At 56.2% G+C, this 20,401-nt stretch carries 17 protein-coding genes and 1 riboswitch; of the genes, 4 read left to right on the plus strand and 13 right to left on the minus strand.

Translation table 11 applies throughout. From position 1 onward, the window contains the following. Window positions 1–117 precede the first annotated feature (117 nt). Together WMW72_RS06560 and WMW72_RS06565 are read right to left on the minus strand one after the other, a co-directional pair. Complete coding sequence (locus tag WMW72_RS06560) at window positions 118–900, minus strand: HAD-IIA family hydrolase (RefSeq protein ID WP_341414897.1); 783 nt, start codon at window positions 898–900, stop codon at window positions 118–120. A gap of 236 nt (window positions 901–1,136) precedes the next feature. Continuing rightward, a complete protein-coding gene (locus WMW72_RS06565) occupies window positions 1,137–1,931 on the minus strand; it encodes an SDR family oxidoreductase (RefSeq protein WP_341414638.1) in 795 nt (264 codons plus the stop codon). 215 nt (window positions 1,932–2,146) lie between these two features. Between WMW72_RS06565 and WMW72_RS06570 the strand changes: the two genes are divergently transcribed. Beyond that, entirely contained in the window at window positions 2,147–3,046 is a 900-nt protein-coding gene (locus tag WMW72_RS06570) for a LysR family transcriptional regulator (protein WP_341414639.1), read from the plus strand. Between the two features lie 204 nt (window positions 3,047–3,250). Here WMW72_RS06570 and WMW72_RS06575 read toward each other — a convergent pair whose 3' ends face one another. The 11 genes from WMW72_RS06575 to WMW72_RS06625 form a co-directional block, all read right to left on the minus strand. Beyond that, complete coding sequence (locus tag WMW72_RS06575) at window positions 3,251–8,707, minus strand: glycerophosphodiester phosphodiesterase family protein (RefSeq protein WP_341414640.1); 5,457 nt, start codon at window positions 8,705–8,707, stop codon at window positions 3,251–3,253. A gap of 233 nt (window positions 8,708–8,940) precedes the next feature. Continuing rightward, the gene (locus WMW72_RS06580) at window positions 8,941–9,507 is read right to left on the minus strand and encodes a glycerol-3-phosphate responsive antiterminator (protein ID WP_341414641.1); all 567 of its coding nucleotides are present in this window, start codon (window positions 9,505–9,507) and stop codon (window positions 8,941–8,943) included. Window positions 9,508–9,661: 154 nt separating this feature from the next. Next, window positions 9,662–10,096, minus strand: coding sequence for a DoxX family protein (locus WMW72_RS06585; RefSeq protein ID WP_341414642.1), 435 nt, complete (start codon window positions 10,094–10,096; stop codon window positions 9,662–9,664). Window positions 10,097–10,098: 2 nt separating this feature from the next. Then, entirely contained in the window at window positions 10,099–10,704 is a 606-nt protein-coding gene (locus tag WMW72_RS06590) for a TetR/AcrR family transcriptional regulator (protein WP_341414643.1), read from the minus strand. Between the two features lie 180 nt (window positions 10,705–10,884). After that, the gene (locus WMW72_RS06595) at window positions 10,885–12,534 is read right to left on the minus strand and encodes a b(o/a)3-type cytochrome-c oxidase subunit 1 (RefSeq protein ID WP_341414644.1); all 1,650 of its coding nucleotides are present in this window, start codon (window positions 12,532–12,534) and stop codon (window positions 10,885–10,887) included. Between the two features lie 36 nt (window positions 12,535–12,570). Continuing rightward, window positions 12,571–13,041: a cytochrome c oxidase subunit II gene (locus WMW72_RS06600; protein ID WP_341414645.1), complete on the minus strand. Its 471-nt coding sequence runs from the start codon at window positions 13,039–13,041 to the stop codon at window positions 12,571–12,573. Window positions 13,042–13,079: 38 nt separating this feature from the next. Beyond that, window positions 13,080–13,241 (minus strand): cytochrome c oxidase subunit 2A, encoded by a 162-nt coding sequence (locus WMW72_RS06605; protein WP_341414646.1) that lies wholly within the window; start codon window positions 13,239–13,241, stop codon window positions 13,080–13,082. A 272-nt stretch (window positions 13,242–13,513) separates the two neighbouring features. Beyond that, window positions 13,514–14,191 (minus strand): thiaminase II, encoded by a 678-nt coding sequence (tenA, locus tag WMW72_RS06610; protein WP_341414647.1) that lies wholly within the window; start codon window positions 14,189–14,191, stop codon window positions 13,514–13,516. A gap of 110 nt (window positions 14,192–14,301) precedes the next feature. Next, window positions 14,302–15,120, minus strand: a complete 819-nt coding sequence (locus tag WMW72_RS06615) for an energy-coupling factor transporter transmembrane component T family protein (protein ID WP_341414648.1) — start codon at window positions 15,118–15,120, stop codon at window positions 14,302–14,304. Next, window positions 15,086–16,630 carry an ABC transporter ATP-binding protein gene (locus WMW72_RS06620; protein WP_341414898.1) on the minus strand — a complete coding sequence of 515 codons (1,545 nt, stop codon included), beginning with the start codon at window positions 16,628–16,630 and terminating at the stop codon, window positions 15,086–15,088. Before WMW72_RS06620 ends, WMW72_RS06615 begins: the two co-directional genes overlap by 35 nt. A 22-nt stretch (window positions 16,631–16,652) precedes the next feature. Next, entirely contained in the window at window positions 16,653–17,234 is a 582-nt protein-coding gene (locus tag WMW72_RS06625; RefSeq protein WP_341414649.1) for an ECF transporter S component, read from the minus strand. Between the two features lie 132 nt (window positions 17,235–17,366). Beyond that, a riboswitch (TPP riboswitch) is annotated at window positions 17,367–17,472 on the minus strand. A gap of 183 nt (window positions 17,473–17,655) precedes the next feature. Here WMW72_RS06625 and WMW72_RS06630 point away from each other — a divergent pair. The 3 genes from WMW72_RS06630 to WMW72_RS06640 all read left to right on the plus strand — a co-directional run bounded on the left by WMW72_RS06630 (window position 17,656) and on the right by WMW72_RS06640 (window position 20,257). After that, the gene (locus WMW72_RS06630) at window positions 17,656–17,862 is read left to right on the plus strand and encodes a hypothetical protein (protein ID WP_341414650.1); all 207 of its coding nucleotides are present in this window, start codon (window positions 17,656–17,658) and stop codon (window positions 17,860–17,862) included. Between the two features lie 173 nt (window positions 17,863–18,035). Next, window positions 18,036–18,836 carry an archaetidylserine decarboxylase gene (gene asd, locus WMW72_RS06635; protein ID WP_341414651.1) on the plus strand — a complete coding sequence of 267 codons (801 nt, stop codon included), beginning with the start codon at window positions 18,036–18,038 and terminating at the stop codon, window positions 18,834–18,836. 167 nt (window positions 18,837–19,003) lie between these two features. After that, window positions 19,004–20,257: an MFS transporter gene (locus WMW72_RS06640; RefSeq protein WP_341414652.1), complete on the plus strand. Its 1,254-nt coding sequence runs from the start codon at window positions 19,004–19,006 to the stop codon at window positions 20,255–20,257. The last annotated feature ends 144 nt before the right edge of the window (window positions 20,258–20,401 follow it).

Raw genomic sequence — 20,401 nt, forward strand, 5'->3', positions numbered from 1 at the left:
CCTTTGGGTTATATGGTATCGTTGATCAACAGTTCCTCAAGCCTCCTCCTCCCACTCTAGCAGAGCTATGTGAGAGGACGATTACGGCTATGTCAAGCTGAAGTAAAATCCATCATCCTAAAGCCTGTGTACAGGCAGCAGCTCCGTCAACGAAGACCAGATATAATCGGGCTTCACGGAGAAGCGCTCCGCATCGCTTAGGGAAGCGACCCCCGTCAGCACCAAAGCCGTCTGCAAGCCGTTATTGTGACCCAATAAAATATCCGTCTCCAGGCGGTCTCCCACCATCAGGCAGCGGTCCGGGGTCAGTCCGCTCCACTCCAGCACCTTGTCGGCATAATACGCCGAGGGCTTGCCGATAACAGTTTGCGTGTCGATACAGCTGGCAGCCTCGATGGCCTTCACCATCGACCAGGTGTCCGGAATCACATCCTGCTCGACCGGACAGTACGGGTCTGGGTTAGCGGCGATCAGCGCCGCTCCGTTGCGTACCGCCTTCTGGGCCTGGTGCAGCTTCTGGTAGTCAAACTGCATATCCATGCCGACCAGCACATGGGTCGCAGCGAGCGGATCTGTCGTCCAGCGGACGTCCTGCTCGTCCAGCTCCTTGAGCATCGCCGTCTCTCCGACGACGAAGACCAGCGGATCTGTCGTGGTCTCCCTCAAATAAATAGCCGCCATGTAGGAAGCCGTCACCATCTCTTCCAGTCTTGCCTCGAGGCCCAGCCTGTGCAGGCGGTCCCTGCATTCCATACGGGTTCTTGTGGTCGTATTGCTCAGAAAGTATACCCTTCTGTTCTTCTCCCGCAGTCCGGCTAGCGTCTCGGCTGCGCCGGGAAGCAGACGGTCTCCAAGCAAAATCGTGCCATCCAGATCAAAAAAATAACCATCCCATTCCATCACATCCGACAATCTCTGCGCAGCTCCCTTCCTGAGAACAACACAAAAAACCCTTTACGCAACAAACAGAAGCGGCGCGCCTGAACAGGCTCCTCCATTCGTTGCATAAAAGGGTTTTCTCCTCGTCTCCTACCCTTAACTATTCGGTTGGTTGATCTCACTGCCTACTGTACCAGTTTAATGTTATCGGCAGATCAAGGCCAGATGAAGGAATTGTAAATCGATAAGGCAAAGCATCAGACTGTCGGAACAGTCCCTCCGTCAATCACATATTCACCTCCTGTGATCGACGCTGCGCGGTCGGATACCAGAAAAGCCACTAGCTCGCCAACCTCCTCTGGAGTTCCAGGGCGGCCAACCGGGATACCTCCCAGCGATCCCATGAGCAGCTCCAGCGCGCTCTCCCGGCTGCCCGTCTGGGCCGCGAAGCGGTCGATCATGGCATCCGCAGCTTCGGTTTGGATAAAGCCGGGAGCCACCGTGTTGACACGTATCCCGCGTGGTGAGAACTCGTTAGCCAAGCCTTTGCTGTAATTCGAAAGCGCAGCCTTCGCCGCTGCATAAGCCAGCGTGGATTCGTAGAGCGGCAAACGTCGCTGGATTGACGAGATATGAACGATAGCTCCGGCTCCCTTCTCCACCATGAGCGGCAGTAAACTACGGTCCAGACGAACTGCGCCGAGCAGATTCCAATTCAACATATGAAGCCAGTCCTCATCGCTCAGAACAAGCGCGCCTCCTGGCGGTGTCGTCGATCCGCCGACGCAATGGACCACAATGTCGATCCCGCCGAAACGCTCCTTCACCGCTTGAATGACCACCTCCACGCCTTCCGACGTAGCCAGATCGGCTTGAACAAATAGCTCAGTCTGCGACAGTCCCGCTGGCAGGCTGCGGGCTGTGGTCATTACTGTGGCGCCGGATGCGGCGAGTCTCGATGCAATGGCTTTGCCCATCCCCTTCGTACCACCGGTAACGAGCGCTTTTTTTCCTTTAAACTCTTGTGACGGCTGTTCATAGGATGTACTCATGATATTCCTCCTGATATTCGAGTGAAGACACCCGTTTCTGCGTTCCTGTAGACTGTTCATGGCTAGCTTCTTGGACTTCCCACCCCTGAGTCGCCATCCGGCAACGGGTCTGTCTGTGAAGTTCCAACGTCATCTTACCTCCAGCTCTGGTATAACGTCTAATTTATATTTATAATCAAATTCATGAATAAATTTCATACAAAGGTGATGGAATTGTGGAGCTTACCCAATTGGAATACTTTTTGACGGCAGCAAGGCTGCAGCATATGACGATGGCTTCCAAAGAACTGAATATCACGCAACCGGCGCTTAGTCATTCCATTTCCAAGTTGGAACATGAACTAGGTGTCCCTCTATTCGAGCGCAGCGGGCGCAATATTCAGCTGAACCGGTATGGCATGATGTTTGTCAAATGGGTGGAGCAGGCACTGGACAACATCCGCAACGGCATGCAGGAGATCGAGGAATGGTCTCATCCGGATACGGGAGTCGTCTCCATCTCTTATCTCAATATTCTAGGCGTCGACCTCGTGCCCACCCTCGTCCGGGATTACCAGATACGTTATCCGCAAGTTCGTTTTGAGCTGAAGCAGGGGAATAACGGAGATATTAACAATCATCTGGAACAGGGCAGATCGGATATGCTGATTACCTCCAAGGAAACGACCACAGATCATCATGAATGGCTTGTGATCGAGCAAATTCCTCTATATATTGTCGTATCTTCCCGGCACCGTCTGGCTGACCGTCCCAGTTTGAAGCTGGATGATCTATCCGGCGAGCCGTTCGTTGAATTGAAAAACAACTGCGGGTTGCGTAATTCGATCCTATCCCGCGTTCAGAACAGCAGCTTCACGCTCGATTCCGCCTACGATGCCGAGGATTTGGCTACGGTTGCCGGATTTATTAAAGCCGGACTTGGCGTTTCCGTACTTCCGAAAACCCCGGGGCTAATGCTGGAGGGACTGGTCTGGATTCCAGTCTTGGAAGAGGGCTGGTTCTGGGAAGTCGGCCTGACCTGGAGAAAAGACCGCTACATGTCGCCCGCGGCCAAGCGGTTTGTCGAGTATGTCGGGCATTCTTCTTCGGCTCGCATAGCTGAAACTCTTTCCTGAGGATCACTTCCAACCACCTAGAGTTTCTTTTCATCATTAGTTATTCCCTGCAAGCCCGTTCTCAAAAACAGTCTTGGCCTGCAAATATACACCCTATCTCATTCCATGCAGCATTGGCCTCTATATAGAATGAATCATTGCATTTTCAAAGGATGCAAAAGACGGTCTAGGGCAAGCCCCAGACCGTCCAACGTGTACGAATTCTTACTGAATAAAACCAGCCTTGCTCAAGAAACGCTTGATCATCACCGCAGCTTGGGCGCGGGTAGCCTGACCCTGCGGCATCAGCTCGGAATCAGTCATACCGTTCATCAAGCCTGCTTCGATGGCAGCAGCCACCTCGGCCTTAGCCCAGATCAGCTTGCCCGCATCGCGGTAAGCACCCAGGTTCTTCTCCTGCTGGGCAGCGGAAACCGATGTCCCTGCGCCTGCGTAAGAGAGGGCGCGCATAATCATCGCGGCCTGCTCCTCGCGCGTGATAGATTGCTCCGGACGGAAGGTCCCGTCCTCATAGCCGCCGATAAGCCCTGCACCAGCCGCAGTCGTCACATCAGACGCGTACCAGGCAGTCTTGGCGACGTCGCTAAATTCACTCTTCGCCGCAGCTGAACTCAAGCCCAGCGCGCGGATGAGCAGCGCCGCAAATTCCGCACGGCTGACCGAACGGTCGCCGTCAAAGCGGTCTTGGCTAACCCCATCGACAACCAGCTTGCTTGCCAGCAGCTCGACATCGGCTTTCGCCCAATGTTCTGCCAGATCGTTAAAGCTCTTCTCATGCTGGATAACGGTATACACGCTGTTTCCGTTGCGCTTCATAATTGCCGTCATTCCACCATTCTTGGCTGCAAAGACGGTCGGAACAAAGCGGAATTGTCCCGTTTCTGGAATGAATTGAACACCAGTCGCTTTGTTCGCATCCACCGATTTGTTCAGAGTTATTTCACGCGTCACATACGCCTGGCCGAATGGAATACTTACGGCTCGGCCGTCTTGACCCACTGCCTTCACATCAAACTCTACAGCGTCAGCCACTTGGCTTGCGCCCAGTCGGGTGGCAGCGCCTCGGATAGCCGTTTGCTCGCTACTGTTCAGTGTCTCTATGGACACGCGAATCGTAAGCTCAGAAGGCTTGACATTCAACTGACTAGCCAGAGCTTCAGGATTAATCAGAGAGAGCGGAAGTTGATAAGATGCGCCATTGCCGATCATCGTAAGGATGCGGCCGCTGTTCTTGCTTGTTTCCAGCAACGCCGCGGACGGGATGTCCACTTGCGTCCCGGTCAGCTTCACCTCGACCTTGGCGTCAGACTTGAGGGCGCTCTGCAGCGCAGCCGCATCTATTTTACCATCCTTAGCCTCAATACTTACTGTTCCGGAAGCTGGAGTTGGCTGATTCCCGTTGTTGGAACCATTCGTATGGTTGGATTCGCCTGAATTTCCATTGCCTGAATCCCCATCGCCGCCATTGTCGCCCGGTACATCGGAACCGGCTACTTCCACGGTCACCGGCTGCGAATAGATATCATACTTGTTCGCAGCATCGATCGTCGTCGTATACCGCATTAGAACATGCGCCGTTCCCGGCTTTTTAGCCGTAATCTTGGCACCGTCTACACTCACCACATCTTGTCCGTCCAGCAGAACCAATTGCGGGGTTTCCATCGCCTTGCGGCCCTCCGCATAGCGGTATACCTCAGCCGTAACCGTCAGGTTTTCATCGGCTTTCAGCTTGTAGCTGTTCTGGCCTGGCTTAATTTCCGCCGCCCAGTCGGAAGCCCACAACGCGAAATCCGTCGTAATCCCATAAGCCCCCAGCTTGAAGAATCGGTAAAAGTCGTTTTTGCTGTTGAACGTCCATGGCGAGATAATAATACCGCGGTGCTTCGCCGCTTCCATGAATTTCGGACCGAGATCCGTGTAGCTCGTATTGAACGTCGCATTCAGCGGCTGCAGAAGTCTTAGCGTCTCGCGCAGCGAACGGCTGACGTTCTTTTCACTCGCGTATCCGCTTGTCAGCAACCCGACAGGCATCTCCGGCATCTGGGCCGCCAAACGCTTCAATTGGTTGACGTCAAAGGACATCGCGTTGACATCCGCCTCGGCGTTCATCTTCTTCAGCAGGTCGACAAAGGCGCCAACCGCGGCCGGGGTAGATGTTTTGATCTCTGCCATGACCATCTTGTTCTTGGACTGAGCCAGCTCGATCTGCTCATCCAGCGTCGGAATCGGCAGGCTTCCATACTTGCTCTTATGTGTCTTATTGGCGTCGAGCTTTCTCAGCTCTTCAAAGGTGTAATCCTCTACCAGTCCGGTTCCGTTCGTCGTGCCGTTCAGTGTAGAATCATGCACGATAACTAATCGCCCGTCCTTGGATAAAAAGATGTCATTCTCAATAAAGTCCCCGCCGGCTTCAAGACCCAGCTGATTGCTCACAATCGTATTTTCCGGAGCGCCATCCATCGTGCCGCCTGCAGGCATTCCACGGTGCGCGATAATATAAGGCTTGCGAACGAGCGTTGTTTCGTTATCGTAGACACGATAGGCCGCTGCCAGCGCAGCCGGAGAGTCGGTGATGATGCCGTTGCTTCCCGCCGTAATCTGGCTGTGCAGCGTCAGATTTTTATTAGCGGAATCCGAAGCATCCTTGGTCCAGACGACGAGTGCGCGCTGCTGCAGGTAGGCTACGTGTTCACGAGTAGCTGCCGACTGCGGCAGCAGCGCAATTTTGGCCAGACTGAGGGTCGTTTCCCTGCGGATGTCGAGCAGACTTTCCCGGGTCAACTGCGTGCGGCCGCTGAAATCGACAACCCCGCGAATGATTGGGTAGGCCGTTCTTGCCTTCTTGACCAGTTGCCCCTGATCCGAGATGATGAAGGCATCCTCAAGTCCACGGTTCTTCAATTCTTCTACCAAACGCTCTACGGTAGTCTCGTCGGACACATAGAACGCAGGGATCATCCGGTTGGCCAGTGTAGTCAGCACCGAGTCTACCGAGCCGATTTCCTTCTGCCCCGAGGCATCCGTCACCTTGAGCTCGCGGTTGACATGCAGGATTACCGTCGCCGGCAGGACCGCACCAGTCAGACCAGCCAGTGCTTCCGTGCTGGTGATGTCGGTGATGATCGAAGGCGCCATCGAAATTCGGGTTTCTGGCTCCGTCACCTGCACGAACCGGTCGGAAGCCAACGGAGGCAGATCATCCTGCTGCAGCGTAACGCGAATATTGTCTACCTTGGTCCTGCTGCCATTGGCTTGAAGCCCGATCCGGCCTTTGGCATACGACGTTGCCGCATCGGTATCGACCATCAGCTTGTCCCCGATAAAATGCTGAGCCCGGTCGCCTTTGACTTTCACCATATAGTGGTACATCTTGCCGGAGTCGATCACTTCGCTGTACGAGCCCCGGTCCATGACGTTCCAGGCATTGGTCGGTGTACGCTCGGCAAATTCCACGCCGTTGGCCGCCGTCGCATCCTTCCTGACCGCCATCTGGTAGTAAGGATAATCGTTGTTCTGAATCCGGTACATCAGAGAGTTCCAGCGGGCCGCATCATTGGTTGCGAGATGGGTGACGTCCGCTTCGATCTTGTAGTCGCCGAAGCGTCCGAGATACTCAGGCAGCAGCACCCGGGAAGGGTTGTCCGGCGAAGTGAGCGCGCTCAGCTCGAAGGCTCCGGATTTCACGACAGCCGCACCGGGAGTCGTCCCTTCCTTCCTAGTCCAGCCCGGAGGCAGTGTTCCATCTGTTAAGCTGTTGAAGTTTTCTTCGTACAGCACATAGTCCCGGTCTTCGGGCTGCTTAACCACAACGAGCAGACTGACGGTCGCGTCATCCTTCTTCCCTGTGACGGTGTAGACGCCCTTATGCGCAGCTTTCAGAATCCCGCTGTCAAGGCTAACGTCAGCATTGGCAGAGGTCCATGTAAGCTGGTCCCCCTTCAGCGTGCTGGAGGTAAAATCGCTGAACTCCGCATCGAAAGACAGAGCGCTCAGTGGCTGCGGCTTGCCGGATTCTGCCAGCACATACCCTGCTTTATGCTGAAGGGACAACACCTTCGCTCCGACAGCGGATGGCGTTACGATCACTTCCTGCGCATACGTCAGGTTGGCATACACGGCTTTGACCATTGACGTTCCCGCCTTCAGCGGGACGAGCTTGTTGTTCACGATCTTCAGCACATTGGAGTCGGAAGAGTACAGCTTCATGCGTTCGCCATATACGGCATCGGTGATGCCGTCTGAGTAGTAGACACTACCCGTGACGGAAATACTGCCGCTCAAAGCTTCCACTGTGGACGGAAGTGTCATGTTAAGGCGATCCGCCGTAATCCGCGTCACCTTCAGATTATCGAAGGATACCTTGCTTTGGTCAGCCTGGAAGCCGATCTTGCCTCTCTCGAGCAGATTGGCGTCGAAGCTCTTGTCGATCAGCAGCGTGTAAGCCGATGCTTCCTTGGCTTTGATGTATTCCTTGACATTATTGTCGAACACTCTGACCTTCATCGTGTAGTCCTTGCCTAGCGCCAGCGGCTGGGAATCCCCGCTCGCGATGACGTTCCAGGCGTTGTCCGGGGTTCGGTAGGCAACCTCGAACTTGCCGTTTTGGCGGATCGCCATCTGGTTGTACGGCTGCTTGCCGTTCGAAGCGCCCCGGAACATCAAGGAGGCCCATCGGCCCGAATCGAATACAGATTCGAACCTTACATCCGCCTCGATCGTATAGTTATCCCACTGTACGGGCGCGGTAACCCGGGCTTGCTTCCCAGAGGCTTTGCCATCGAAGAGCATCCGACCACCGTATGTATCCTGGACGACCGTGAACGGCTGGCTTCCGGCATTCACATCGGATATCCACCCGTAAGGGAGAGAGCCGGCCGGATACGCGTCGAAATTCTCTTCGAGCAGCACCGGATTAACAGAGCCGGCAACGGGATTGTTATCCACCAGCCGAATATCCCCATAACCCGTCGTATCGTTCCAGAAGGAAGTGGAGTTGTAGGCACTCCAAAAGCTGTTTCTTTGCTTGGACGGCGTAGCCGCATCGTAACGGTCCGTCACGCCGATATTAAAGCCGAACTGCTCCTGCAGCACCGGGTCAATGCTCAGCATATCCCATGGAATCGCGACCTCCAGAGCCCAGCCGGTAGCCGTCTTGTCGATGGCGCGTAATATTTTCTTCTGATCCTTGGAGCTCTGTCCGTTGGCTGCGGCTCCGAAGTTGAACAACGGGGTCTTGGAGTCAGGCTGGTAGACGAACCCTAACTGCAAATCACCAGCCGCAAATGGTGCCGAATGATGACCTGTCGCGTCGAAGAACAGGTTGATATTATCTTGATCGAACCAATACCCCTTATCAGGATTATAAATAAGCGTATCGTCCTCAGCCTTCACGCCGACATACAGGTACTGGTTGTCCCACAGCATGCCGAACCTGGCATCCTTAAACGGGCCATCCCCGGTGCGGTTTGTCAGCGGCTGATCGATGCTCCAGACGGAATCATCGAGCTTGCCGTCAATGACAGGGGCGTTTAGCGTCTTGCGTGCCTCCAGCAACGGCCTTGCGGCAGCGGCAGCGGCTTGTTCGGGAGCACCGATGGGCAATATCCCGCTAACTAAGGAAGCGATAGTTAGCCAACAAGCGAATTTCGAACGAGTTTTCATGAATCACGGTTCCTTCCGTCTCATTTTTCCGGAGAAAAGCACAAAAAAACCCTCTATCCAGCAAACGGAAGCGGCGCGCCAAATCAGCTCTTCCATTTGTTGCATAAAGGGTGTTCTCCTCGTCTCCAACCCTTGGCTATTCAATTGTCCTTGCATATCCTACTTTATCAGGCCTTTGTTAACGGAGCGTCATGCCGATATGAAGGCTTTGTAAATATATCCATTCGCCGTCCTCAAGACCACAGCTGCCGGTTGCCCATCGAGACGGCACTGGCTCCGGCCTGCAGCGCAATGTCGATCTCGCTGTGCTCCTGGATCAGCCCGCCCGCAATAATCGGCAGTGCCGTACGCTCGCGAAGCTGCGTGATGACCCGGGGAATCAGTCCCGGCATGATCTCCACGGCATCCGGCTCACTCTGCTCGATGTTATGTATGCCCTGCTCCAGAGCCGACGTGTCGATCAAGAACAAACGCTGAACGGCAAGCAGCCCGTTCTTCTTGGCGTGCTTCACAAAATGGCTCTTGGTCGAAATGATGCCCGTCGGCCGCAGCCGCTCCGCGATATATTTCATCACGATCGGATCGCCGCTTAGCCCGCCTATGAAATCGACATGCAGAAATACCTTCTTCCCTGCACGAAGCACCTGCCCCACATAATTCTCCGAGGTTAGCAGATCCCCAATCAGCAAGAAAATAACCGGGCAATCGCTGCGGCACGCTACCAGCAGATCCTCCTGCTTGCGAACAGCCGGGATAATCCGGGCCGGTCCCCAATAATCATGCAAATTCTGACTCAACATTATGTCCCCCTCAGGACGACCTCGCCGTTCCGGCAGCAAGCTCGCTCCTCCGAAAATTTCCTTATTCTGCTTCATCATAGCAAAGCATTGTTTGTGGAATGTTAAGCGCGGTTTTTTTCTCAGGGGAAGCCAGACGCCGCCTGCTGCGACCTCCTTATCCGGCCAACCAGACGGCAGCGAGGAACAACAGCTGCATCAGGGTCCGCGGAATCAGGCGTGGGGTCAGCGCTCCCGCAATTGTCAGCCGCTCGCGGGCAGCGCGTACGTTGGCCGGGAACATCAGGATCAGCAGAATCACCAGCAGAACAGATGCGAGGCTTGACGTTGCCGGCAGCAGGATGCCGACAGCTCCGGCAAGCTCCAGCAGACCCGTCAAGGTCACGAGCAGCTCCGGCTGCGGCAGGGACGGGGGCACCATCCTCACCAAATCGGGCCGTCTCCGGCCCCAGTGAGCGGAGGCGGTGAGCAGGAACATCACGGCTACCGCGCCCTGCAGCGAGGTATGCCAGTCATTCATATAGGTCCACCCGGCGAGGCCTAGCAGACGGAATACCAGGAAGGATGCGATTAATGCGATCAAGGGTGCCACGGTCAGTCTCCTTTCCCCTCAGGGGCCAGCATCGTCTGAATAAAATCCGAGAAGTCCACAGCTCTGAATGTGTGGGAGCCGGAAGGGATCATGGAGCGGGTCCGCAGGCCAAAGGAAATGAGCACAAACAGCTCCGCCGCCCAGCCGGCCCTGACCGTGTCAGGGATGACGCCGTGCTGCTGTCCGGTCTCAATCCATGTCCGGGACAGCCTGACCCAGTACTCATAGAAGGCCTGGAGCGATGCGGCGACGGGCGGCTGCCCGCTCTTGCCGAGCAGGTACATGAGCATTTTATTCGTCATCTCCTCCGGGTCCTCCAGCTGTGCCAAGCCTTGCGTGATCGCTTGAAACGGACCTTGGAAATTGTTCGTTTCCATGTCCACCCGCTCCATAAATCTGTCGTTCACTTCCTCCAGATGCTTGTTCAGGACCAGCGCGAAGAGCTCCTCCATGCTGTTTACATAATGAAAGACCGCGCCGGTCGACAAGCCGGATGCTCGGGTAATGTCCTTCATCCTGATTTCGTCGCAGCTCTTCGTCCCCAGCAGCGTATGCACCGTAGCAATCAATAGGCGTATCGTTTCTTTCCTTCGCTCTTCTTGCTTCATGCAGCGCCTCCTGTCTAGCAGATAGATGCTCCAATTATACAAACCGATAGTCGGTTTGTAAATGAGTTTATCTGTTTGCTTGCAGCTCTGCATGCTGCCGCTTCCGCCCACCCGCTATATAATAGAAAAAACATGCAAACCGTCCGAATGACGGCCTGCATGTTAGGTTGTCTACCCCACTTACCACGTCCTGAACCCCTTGGCTCCAATTCCTGCGTCATTAATAATATCCATCACCGGGATCGAGTAAGCCACCAGGATGAGCACGACCAGTACACTCACCCAGACGCCCCACCGCTCGAAGATCGCAGGGGCCTTCTCCGCCTGCTCGCTGACCTCGGCGATCGGGTATTCCGTCTCGCCCTTCGGTGCGCTCATCAGCATGCAGATGTTGACGATCATCAGCACGACGGCGAAGAACAGAATTACGCCGCCAATCGCCATCGCTACATTATAAGGCATCCACAGAATCGTATCCGGGTGATCCTGATAAGTGGTGAACGATGTCCGCCGTGGAGAACCCAGCAAGCCGAGCGTATGCATCGAGCCGGACATGAAGAACATGCCAACCAGCCACAGGATCGTCTGGATGATGCCCAGCCTATTCATCAGCGGGGTCATCGCCCGGCCCAGCATGGACGGGATGAGCCAGTACGTGATGCCGAAGAAGGTCAGCGCCACGCTGGTCGCCACAGTCAGGTGGAAGTGCCCCGTAACCCACAGCGTATTATGCACGATCGCGTTGAGCTCGTGACTCGCATTGATCAAGCCGCCTGCGCCTGCCGGGATGAAGATCAGCATCCCCATGAACGGGGCGAAGAAGCGGACATCCTTCCACGGAAGCTTCTTAAACCAGCCGAACAACCCCTTGGCTCCGACGGAACGGCCATGCATCTCGAAGGTCGCGAACAGCGAGAATGCGGTCATCAGAGATGGAATGACGACCATGAAGGTCAGCACGACCTGGACGAACTTCCAGACATTCGAGATACCCGGCTCCATCAGCTGATGGTGGAAGCCGACCGGGATGGAGAACAGCAGGAACATGATGAATGACAGGCGGGCCAGCGCGTCGCTGAACATTTTGCCGCCGATGACCTTCGGAATGACCACGTACCAGCACATGTAGGCAGGCAGCAGCCAGAAGTAGACGAGCGGATGGCCGAAATACCAGAAGAGCGTCCGCGACAGCGTCACATTGACCGTCTCCACCCAGCCGAATGACCAGGGGATAAGCTGGAACAGCACCTCGATGGCTACGCCTAGCGTCGCGATGATCCACATCAGCATCGTGACCACCGCCATGAAGGTGAACAGCGGTGTCGTTTGACCCGGATTCGTCCGTTTCCAGTAACGGTAGTTCAGAAATACCCCGATGCCGCTCATCCAGCTCCCGACGACGACGAACACCAGCGATACGTAGAACCAGGGGTCCGCCTTGAGCGGAGCGTAGAACGTATACAGTACGGTCGCTTTATTGAGCAGGATGAGCACGGTAGCCAGCAGCGTACCGAACGTCATCAGTGCGAAGCCGAGCCATCCCAGATTGCGCGCGATCGGCAGCAGCCGTCCGCCGAGGGTCCGGGCGACGCCGGAGTAAATAAAGCCGATGATGAAATACGTCGTAAAGATCAGCGCCATCAGCACGCCATGCGCCGTCAGCAGCTGGTAGTAGCCGATCCCCATCGGCAGCGTCACCATGCCCCCGCGAACCAGACCCTGCAGCACGCCGGCGACGCCGCCCATGAACAAGGCGAAGAACGCGAACAGAATATGGGCCAGCACCAGCGACGCATCGCGCCGGTCAAAGCTTTGGATTTCCTTTAGCATCAGTCGTACACCCTTTCCGGTTCCGATGGCTTCCGCCTATTTCACGATGATTTTCATCATCATCACTTCATGTGCCGCTCCGCAATATTCGTTACAGAGCACCAGGTACTCACCCGGCTTGTCGAACGTATAAGTCATGTGGTTCACTTCGCCCGGAATGACCATCATATTGATCGTCGTCCCGTTGACCTGCATCCCGTGCACGACATCCTGGCTGGTCACGCTGAAGTGAACCTTGGCACCGAGCGGAATTTCCAGCTTATCCGGCGTAAAGCCGAACGCGAAGGCGATCAGGTTCGCCTCGTACTCCTTCTCCCCGACCTGCTTGAGCCCCGGCTTATCGAACGGCGGCGTCTCCGCCAGTCTTGACGGGTCCACGGTATGCCGGTGCCCGCCCGGCGGCTCCATCCCCAGTGAGAACGCGCCTACGCCCACCACGGACAGGAACACGATCAGCATGGAAACGCCAAAGATCAGCCAATATTTTTCTAAGCGGTGAATATGCATGCGCTTGTCAACTCCTCCGACCCATCGGTTTCATCGTTCTAACCCCTCGCCAAAAACAACAGAAATACGCCTACCCAGCTGATCACCAGAAACAGTCCCAGCAGCATGACCGAAGCGAAAGCTCCCTTCAGCACCGGCTCGTTCCGGGTTTCTTGGGCCGGTTTTTCGACGTGCCGTTCCGTATCTTGCAGCTTTGCCATCGTTTACTCCTCCCCCTTCGTAAGGGCTAGTGCTTGATGTCCTCATTGTAGGGGGAGCGGGCCGGCCGGCTCTATGATGTGGATCACACCGATTGTGAAGGAGTCGTGAACAAGCGCACAGTCGTGGTGTTGCACCGACAAACGTCCACTGCGAATAATTGGCATATTCTTGCGCGCAAAAAAGGGCCGCTCCGTCTACCGGAACAGCCCCGCTCGCTTATCGTTTCTTATCGTATGAACTTATGATGACTTAGGATGATGCCTCTGGCTGCCTATAGTACCGGCCAAGCTTCCTTTCTATACGCCATATCCCAGAACATGTACTCGTACCGGCTGCTGAGGATAAAATGCTGGCGCATCCGCGCCCGGTCGGCTTCCCCCGCCTGTGCCGCCAGTTCGTTCAGGCGGTTGATCTGCTCCTCCACCAGCACGCGGAACCAATCGCCGCCGTATGCCGCGATCCACTCGCGGTAGATCGGCTCCTCCGGCGTGCAGTGCTGCAGCTGTTCGCCGATCTCGTAGTACAGCCAGTAGCAGGGCAGGATCGCGGCGATGATGTCGCCCAGCGAGCCGCTGTAGGCGGCGCGCAGCATATGGGAGCTGTAGGCATAGGAGGTCGGGGCCGGCTCGAACGCCTCCCGCTCTTCCTCCGTGATGCCGAGCAGCTTGGAGAACTTCTCGTGCAGCGATAGCTCAGCCTCATAAGTGCTCTGGGCATGAACCGCCATCCGGCTTACCGTCGGCAGGTCATGCGCCTTGGCCGCTCCGAGCGCCTGTACCCGGGCGAACTGGGACAAATAGTAGGCGTCATTGAGCACGTAATGCCGGAAGCTGTCGAGCGGCAGCGTGCCGTCTGCGATCCCTTGCACGAACGGATGGCGGAAGCTGGCCTCCCAGCTGTCCCGTACCGCTTCTCTCAGCTCTGCCGAAAAGGTTGTCGCTGTAATCATAAGAAAACTCCTCCTTAGAATAAGTATTGATCATGGTATGAGTCAAGCTTGCCCATTGAATGAAGCCTAGTGAAGCTTTCATCCGGCGTAGTCTTATGCCCAAGCCAGCTCTAGCGAACATCCGTGATGCTAAAATGCGGCAGCTGCGCAGCGAACCACCAGGCGCAGGCCCAGATGCCCAGCAGCACCGCTGCGAGCAAGGCGTCGCTGGCCGACCAGCCGACGCGGTAGTAGTAGGTCCGCGCAGCCGACGCGGCAAAGCGCTTGGCTTCCATGGCCACGGCGATGCGCTGGGCGCGCCGGATGCTCTGCGCCAGCAGCGGGATCGCATACCGCTGGACCGATTGGGCGAAGCCACGCAGCCCGCGAGGCGTCTTCACGCCGCGGACGAGGTAGGCCGCGCGCAGGGTCCTGTATTCCGCCGCAGACAAGCCGATCAGGCGGATGGCCGCCATGAAGCTGTAGGCGTACTTGGCCGGCAGCTTCAGCTGCTGCATCAGCGAGTAGAACAGCAGCACCGGGTTCGTCGTGAGCGCCAGCAGCAAACCGACAAGCGCCGTATCGACCGTCTTGAGGCCCAGGTGCATGCCGCGGAAGAAGCTCTCCTCGGTGATATGAACCGGTCCATAACGGAACCAGGTCGTCTCTCCCGTCCCGAACAGCACCATGGACGCGCCTGACGATACGAACAACAGGATGAACGGCAACAGGATGAGCAGCAGACGCCGGGTCGGCTGCCCGCTGGACGTGAACAGCAGCACGGTGTACATCCACGTGACATGGATCAATATATTGATGTTATGCGTAAACAGCACGACCAGGAAGGCGGCTATCGACAGCAGCAGCTTGAAGCTCGGATTCACCCGGTGCAGCCAGGTGGTTCGTCCGGTCAGCTTATCCAGCATGGCGGCCAGCTCCTTCTGCTGCATGCAGCGCATCCTCATGGTCCTGGAGCAATCCGCTGCTCAAGGCCCACCCCTCGGCATCCGCGGTAAGGAGGCCGTTCTTGACCTCCCACACTCGCGTAGCGAAGCGCCGGACGATGTCCTCATCATGCGTCACCATCACGATGGTCATCTTGTCATGCTGCCTCCAGGCCTCCAGCTTCTCCAGCAAGGCAAACGTATTCGCCGCATCCTGGCCGAATGTCGGCTCATCAAGCAGCAGCAGCCGCTGCGCCTTTACCGTGGCCGCCGCCACCGACAAGCGGCGCTTCTGGCCCAGCGACAGCTGATAAGGATGCTGTCCGCGCTGCGCAGCCAGCCCGAAGCTGTCCAGCAGCTCGGCCGTCCTCGCCAGCACCGCCTCTTCCGGCTCGCCGTCCCTCCGGAAATTATAGGCCACTTCCTCGAACACGCTGCTTCCTATAAATTGCAGCTCCGGGTTCTGGAACACGTAAGCCGCCTTGCGGACGACATCGTCCAGTCCCTGGACTTGTTTTCCTTCGAGCCAATATTCCCCCTTGGTGGGAATCAGCTGCATCAGGGACGATAGCAGCGTGCTTTTACCCGCTCCATTCTCTCCGACGACGGCGATCCATTCTCCGGGCCATATGCTGGCATGGGAAGCCTCCAGCTTCTTCTCCTTGCCGTGATAGCCGGTGAACGCCTTCAGCGAAACAAGCGGCTCTCCCGTCCGCTCGGGTGGAAGTCCGGCCGTAGCAGGCAGACGGTAGAGGAGCTCTCCACCCTCTGCCCGCAAGCTTCCATCTGCATAATCTTCCCAGACGCCCGGATACCAGATGCCGAAGCTCTGCAGGTCACGCCTATGCTCCCGGAATACCCGGTCTGGCTCTCCATCCGCGATGATGCATCCGGACGCATCGAACAGCACCACCCGATCCACGAAATCTACGATTTCATCAATCTTATGCTCCACGATGAGCACTGTCTTGTCCGAAGTTATCCGCTTAACCGTATCCCAAATCTCTCGGGTGCCTTCCGGGTCAAGCAGCGATGACGGCTCATCCAGAAACCACACATCGGGCTCCAGAGCCAGCAGCGAAGCCATCGCGAGCCGCTGCTTCATGCCGCCGGACAGCGAAGCGATCGGCGCATGACGCAAGTCCTTGCCGAGACCGACCCGCTCCAGTAGCTGGTCAATCCGCTCATCCATCTCCCCGCGGGCGACGCACAGATTTTCCAGCACGAATGCTAGCTCCTCGTCGACATAAGGCATGCAGAACTGCGCATCCGGGTCCTGGAATAAATACCCCCAGGAGTCGGGCCGCCCGGCATCCTCCGACTTCATCGGTATCTCGATGACCGACGGAATGAGTCCCGCCAGCACCTGCAGCAGGGTCGACTTGCCGCAGCCGCTCGGACCGAGCAGCAGCACCTTCTCCCCCGGCCGCACCGCCAGCGACAGCCTATCGAACCATAATCCTGAGCTTCCGGGAAATTTTAACCGCAGCCCGGTTATCCACACGGAGGCTTCCATCATCCGCTCCGCCATCTCCGGCTTACTTGCCGAGCGCATCCAGATCATCCTGACTGACGGGCCGGACGAGCTGCGTCACACCGGTCTTCTCCAGCGCCTTGACCAGCCCGTAGGCCAGGGTACCGCAGATCAGGAAGGCCCCGACGAACCGGTACAGCACATATTGAACGACGAGCCATGGCGAGTATTCCATTAAATAATTGCCGAAGATATCCATCACGAGTGCGCCCAGTCCCGACGCGATGCCCGCGAGACCGGCGACAACCAGCGAATGATTGCGGTAGCGGAAGGCCGCGAATGTCAGCTCCGCGCATAATCCCTGCACGATGCCGTAAGTCAGCGAGGCTACGCTATAGTGGGACCCTAGCAGCATCTCGAACAAGGCAGCAGCAACCTCAGCGAGCAGGGCAACTCCAGGCTTGCGGATAATGAGGAAAGCGACCGTCGCCGCCATGTACCACATGCCGTAAATCAACTGTTCCAGCGGAATGCCCGGCACCTTGAACACATTGTACACATCGCCCCATACCCGGTATATAATCCCGAATACGACGGCAATCACGATCGTGACCAGAATATCGGTCAGCTTCAAACCTTTTGACATCTTGTCGCTCATCTCCTTTGTTTGTCTATGGGGCTTGCCGCAGCATCGCGGTCCTCTTCCAGCGGATTATGCCAAAAAAGCCGCCTCCCGGATCGGAAGCGGCTTGTGAGCACAAGTGAACGTACTGGTTCTTATCTACGCTCTCCACTTCCCTACGCTGGCATCACCCAGATCAGGTTCAGAGGGTCTAGGATCTAGCGATCCAATCTCAGCCGGTTAGGCTCCCCTAGTGACATAAACATAGTAACATGAATACAATAAATGTCAATATCATGTTTTCTTAATCAAAAATTTACTAAAAATTCCTAGTGTTATCGGATAATGTCTGATAAGATAACTTTATTCCCAGTTGAAGGAAATCGATCATTATATGAATATGAAAGCGTTATCTTCATGGACGATGCCGAGGGGGGCCCATGATATGCAAGAAATGATTCCAAGCGAGTTACCGATTCCAGAAATCATACCTGTATCCGTCAGGCTAGTGGCCGATTGCCGGTTCTGCACCTATGTTCAGTATGACCCGCATGCCAGGACTCCTGTACACTGTACCAAGTGGTCGGGAGCCCTCAGTCCGATCCAGGTGAATTTGAATGCGTGCATGACCTGCGGGGAATACAAAAAGTAGAAGAAATGGGGCAATGTGACGAAAATCAGCGGTCTACATCCAATGAAGGCTCCTTCCAGGAGCCTTTCCGCTTTTTTGCCTGCGTTTTGCGGTTGCTTTGTCCTTCGTTCTGTGTCAAGATAATCGGTAGGTTCTAACAATGATTATGTAGAAATAGGTGACATCCGACCCTTATGAAGATAACGTTTTTTCGGCTCCTAACTGAGCTTTCGTCGCGCAAAAGCGTATCCCGCATCACGGGAGCCTTTGCCAAGTCCCGCGCCAGCCGCGCCTTTATTCCCCAGTTTGCCAAGACATACGGCATCCGGATCGAGGACGCGGAGAAAGCGGTTCAGGAATATGCCTCGCTCAATGATTTTTTTACCCGCCGTCTGAAGCCCGGCTTGCGTCCGATTGACCGGTCGAGCGGAATTGTCGTCAGCCCCGTCGATGCGATGATCACCGGGATGGGCCAGATTCGGGAAGGCACGATGCTGAATGTGAAGGGACAGGACTACACGGTTGAGGAGCTGCTTAATTTCAGTCCCCGCCGTATCAATTATACGAACGGGTTCTTTTACGTCCTATACCTGAGCCCGACGGATTACCACCGCATTCATACGCCGGTGGCCGGAGAAATCATCGAGAAGGAGCATGTGCCTGGCAAGGTGTACCCGGTCAATGACTTCGGTCTAAAGCATATGCGTCGTGTGCTTAGCCGCAACGAGCGTCTGATCACGTACATGCAGCACGGAGCCGGTGAAATCGCGGTTGTAAAAGTCGGAGCACTCAATGTGAGCTCGATTCAATATGTCTCCCCTCTGCCGAACAAGGTAGAAGCGGGCGATGAACTCGCTTACTTCGAATTCGGGTCTACCGTCGTACTGCTTCTGGAGAACGGCACCTATGAAGGCCGCTCCGATCTGAACGTCGGCAGCAAGGTGAGAATGGGCGAGGCGCTCGGTGCTTTGACACGCCATTCAATGGGCACTTAGCCTAGTTATACAAGATTCATAGCTGCACCATCGATCCCGCTTTGGGACAGCAGTACGCTTGGAAGAGGCAGGCGGGCGACAGCCCTCCTGCTTCTGGCATTCCGGGCGATTTTTCTCATGCTCAGACCTCTCGGTTCTCGTGCATACCTAGGAAGGAGTCAGACCGCATGAACGTTTCCGCCGGAGCAGCAGGCCGCCCGGCCTCGCCTCAGACCACGAAGACCGATGTGAAGCCGACCGTCTTTCGCATTCTGCTCTTAATCAGTCTAGTCCATCTGTTCAATGACACGATTCAAGCCGTCATTCCTGCCATCCTGCCGATCCTGAAGGATACGATGCAGCTCAACTTTACCCAGTCCGGCATTATCGTCTTCGCGCTCAACATGACGGCCTCCGTCATGCAGCCGCTCGTCGGACTGTACTCGGACCGCAAGCCAAGACCTTATATGCTGCCAATCGGGATGGGCTTTACCTGCATCGGCGTACTGGGACTCGCGATCGCTCCAAATTACTGGCTCGTGCTCCTCTCCGTGCTGATGGTCGGCATCGGCTCCGCGATCTTCCACCCGGAAGGCTCTCGGGTAGCCTATATGGCCGGAGGCAGCCGCCGGGGACTGGCGCAGTCGATCTTCCAGGTCGGCGGCAACTCGGGACAATCGCTCGCCTCCATCATGACGGCGCTCGTCTTTGTCCCGTTCGGACAGTTCGGCGCGATCTGGTTCACCGCTGTAGCTGCCATCGGTATCGTCGTACAGCTAGCGATCTCACGCTGGTACAGCGGTTATCTGGCCGCCAACCCGCCCGCTGCCCGCAAGAGCGGCGCCCGGGCGATGGACCCGAGCCGCAAGCGGCAGATCAGCTTCGCCGTCTGCATGCTGATCTTCCTCGTGTTCGCCCGTTCCTGGTACCAAGCCGGCATCACGATTTATTTCCCGTTCGAGCTGATGGAGAAGTTCGCCATGACGCTGGAGCATGCACAGATTTACATCTTCCTGTTCGCTGCAGCCGGGGCTGTGGGTACCTTCATGGGCGGGCCGCTGTCTGACAAGTTCGGGCGCCGGAATATCATCTTCTTCTCCATGCTGGGCTCCGCTCCGCTGGCGATGGTGCTGCCATATGCCAATGAATTCTGGTCTTATATCATTTTGCTGATTAACGGCTTTATTATCTTGTCCAGCTTCTCCGTGACCGTCGTCTATGCGCAGGAGCTGATTCCGGGCAAAATCGGCACCGTCTCCGGTCTCATTACCGGTCTGGCCTTTGGCCTCGGAGCACTCGGTGCCGTGGCGCTCGGTGGACTGGCCGATACCTTCCATCTACAAGCTGTGATGGGCTGGGTCAGCTTCCTGCCGCTGATCGGACTGCTGACGTTCTTCCTTCCATCCGACCGTAAGCTGAAGGAATGGTCCAGAGAAGTTTAATCATCGCGACCGGGCACTGTCCGGCACGAAGCAAGGGGACCATCCGATTGTCCAGACGGTCCCCTTACTTTCTAGCTCTCCGAACATGACGCGGCTGATATTCATGGGTATAAGAAGATCCATGACTTGCTTCTCTTCTCTCCC

This window comes from Paenibacillus filicis, from assembly GCF_038070315.1.
In the GTDB taxonomy this organism is placed as follows: domain Bacteria; phylum Bacillota; class Bacilli; order Paenibacillales; family NBRC-103111; genus Paenibacillus_G; species Paenibacillus_G filicis.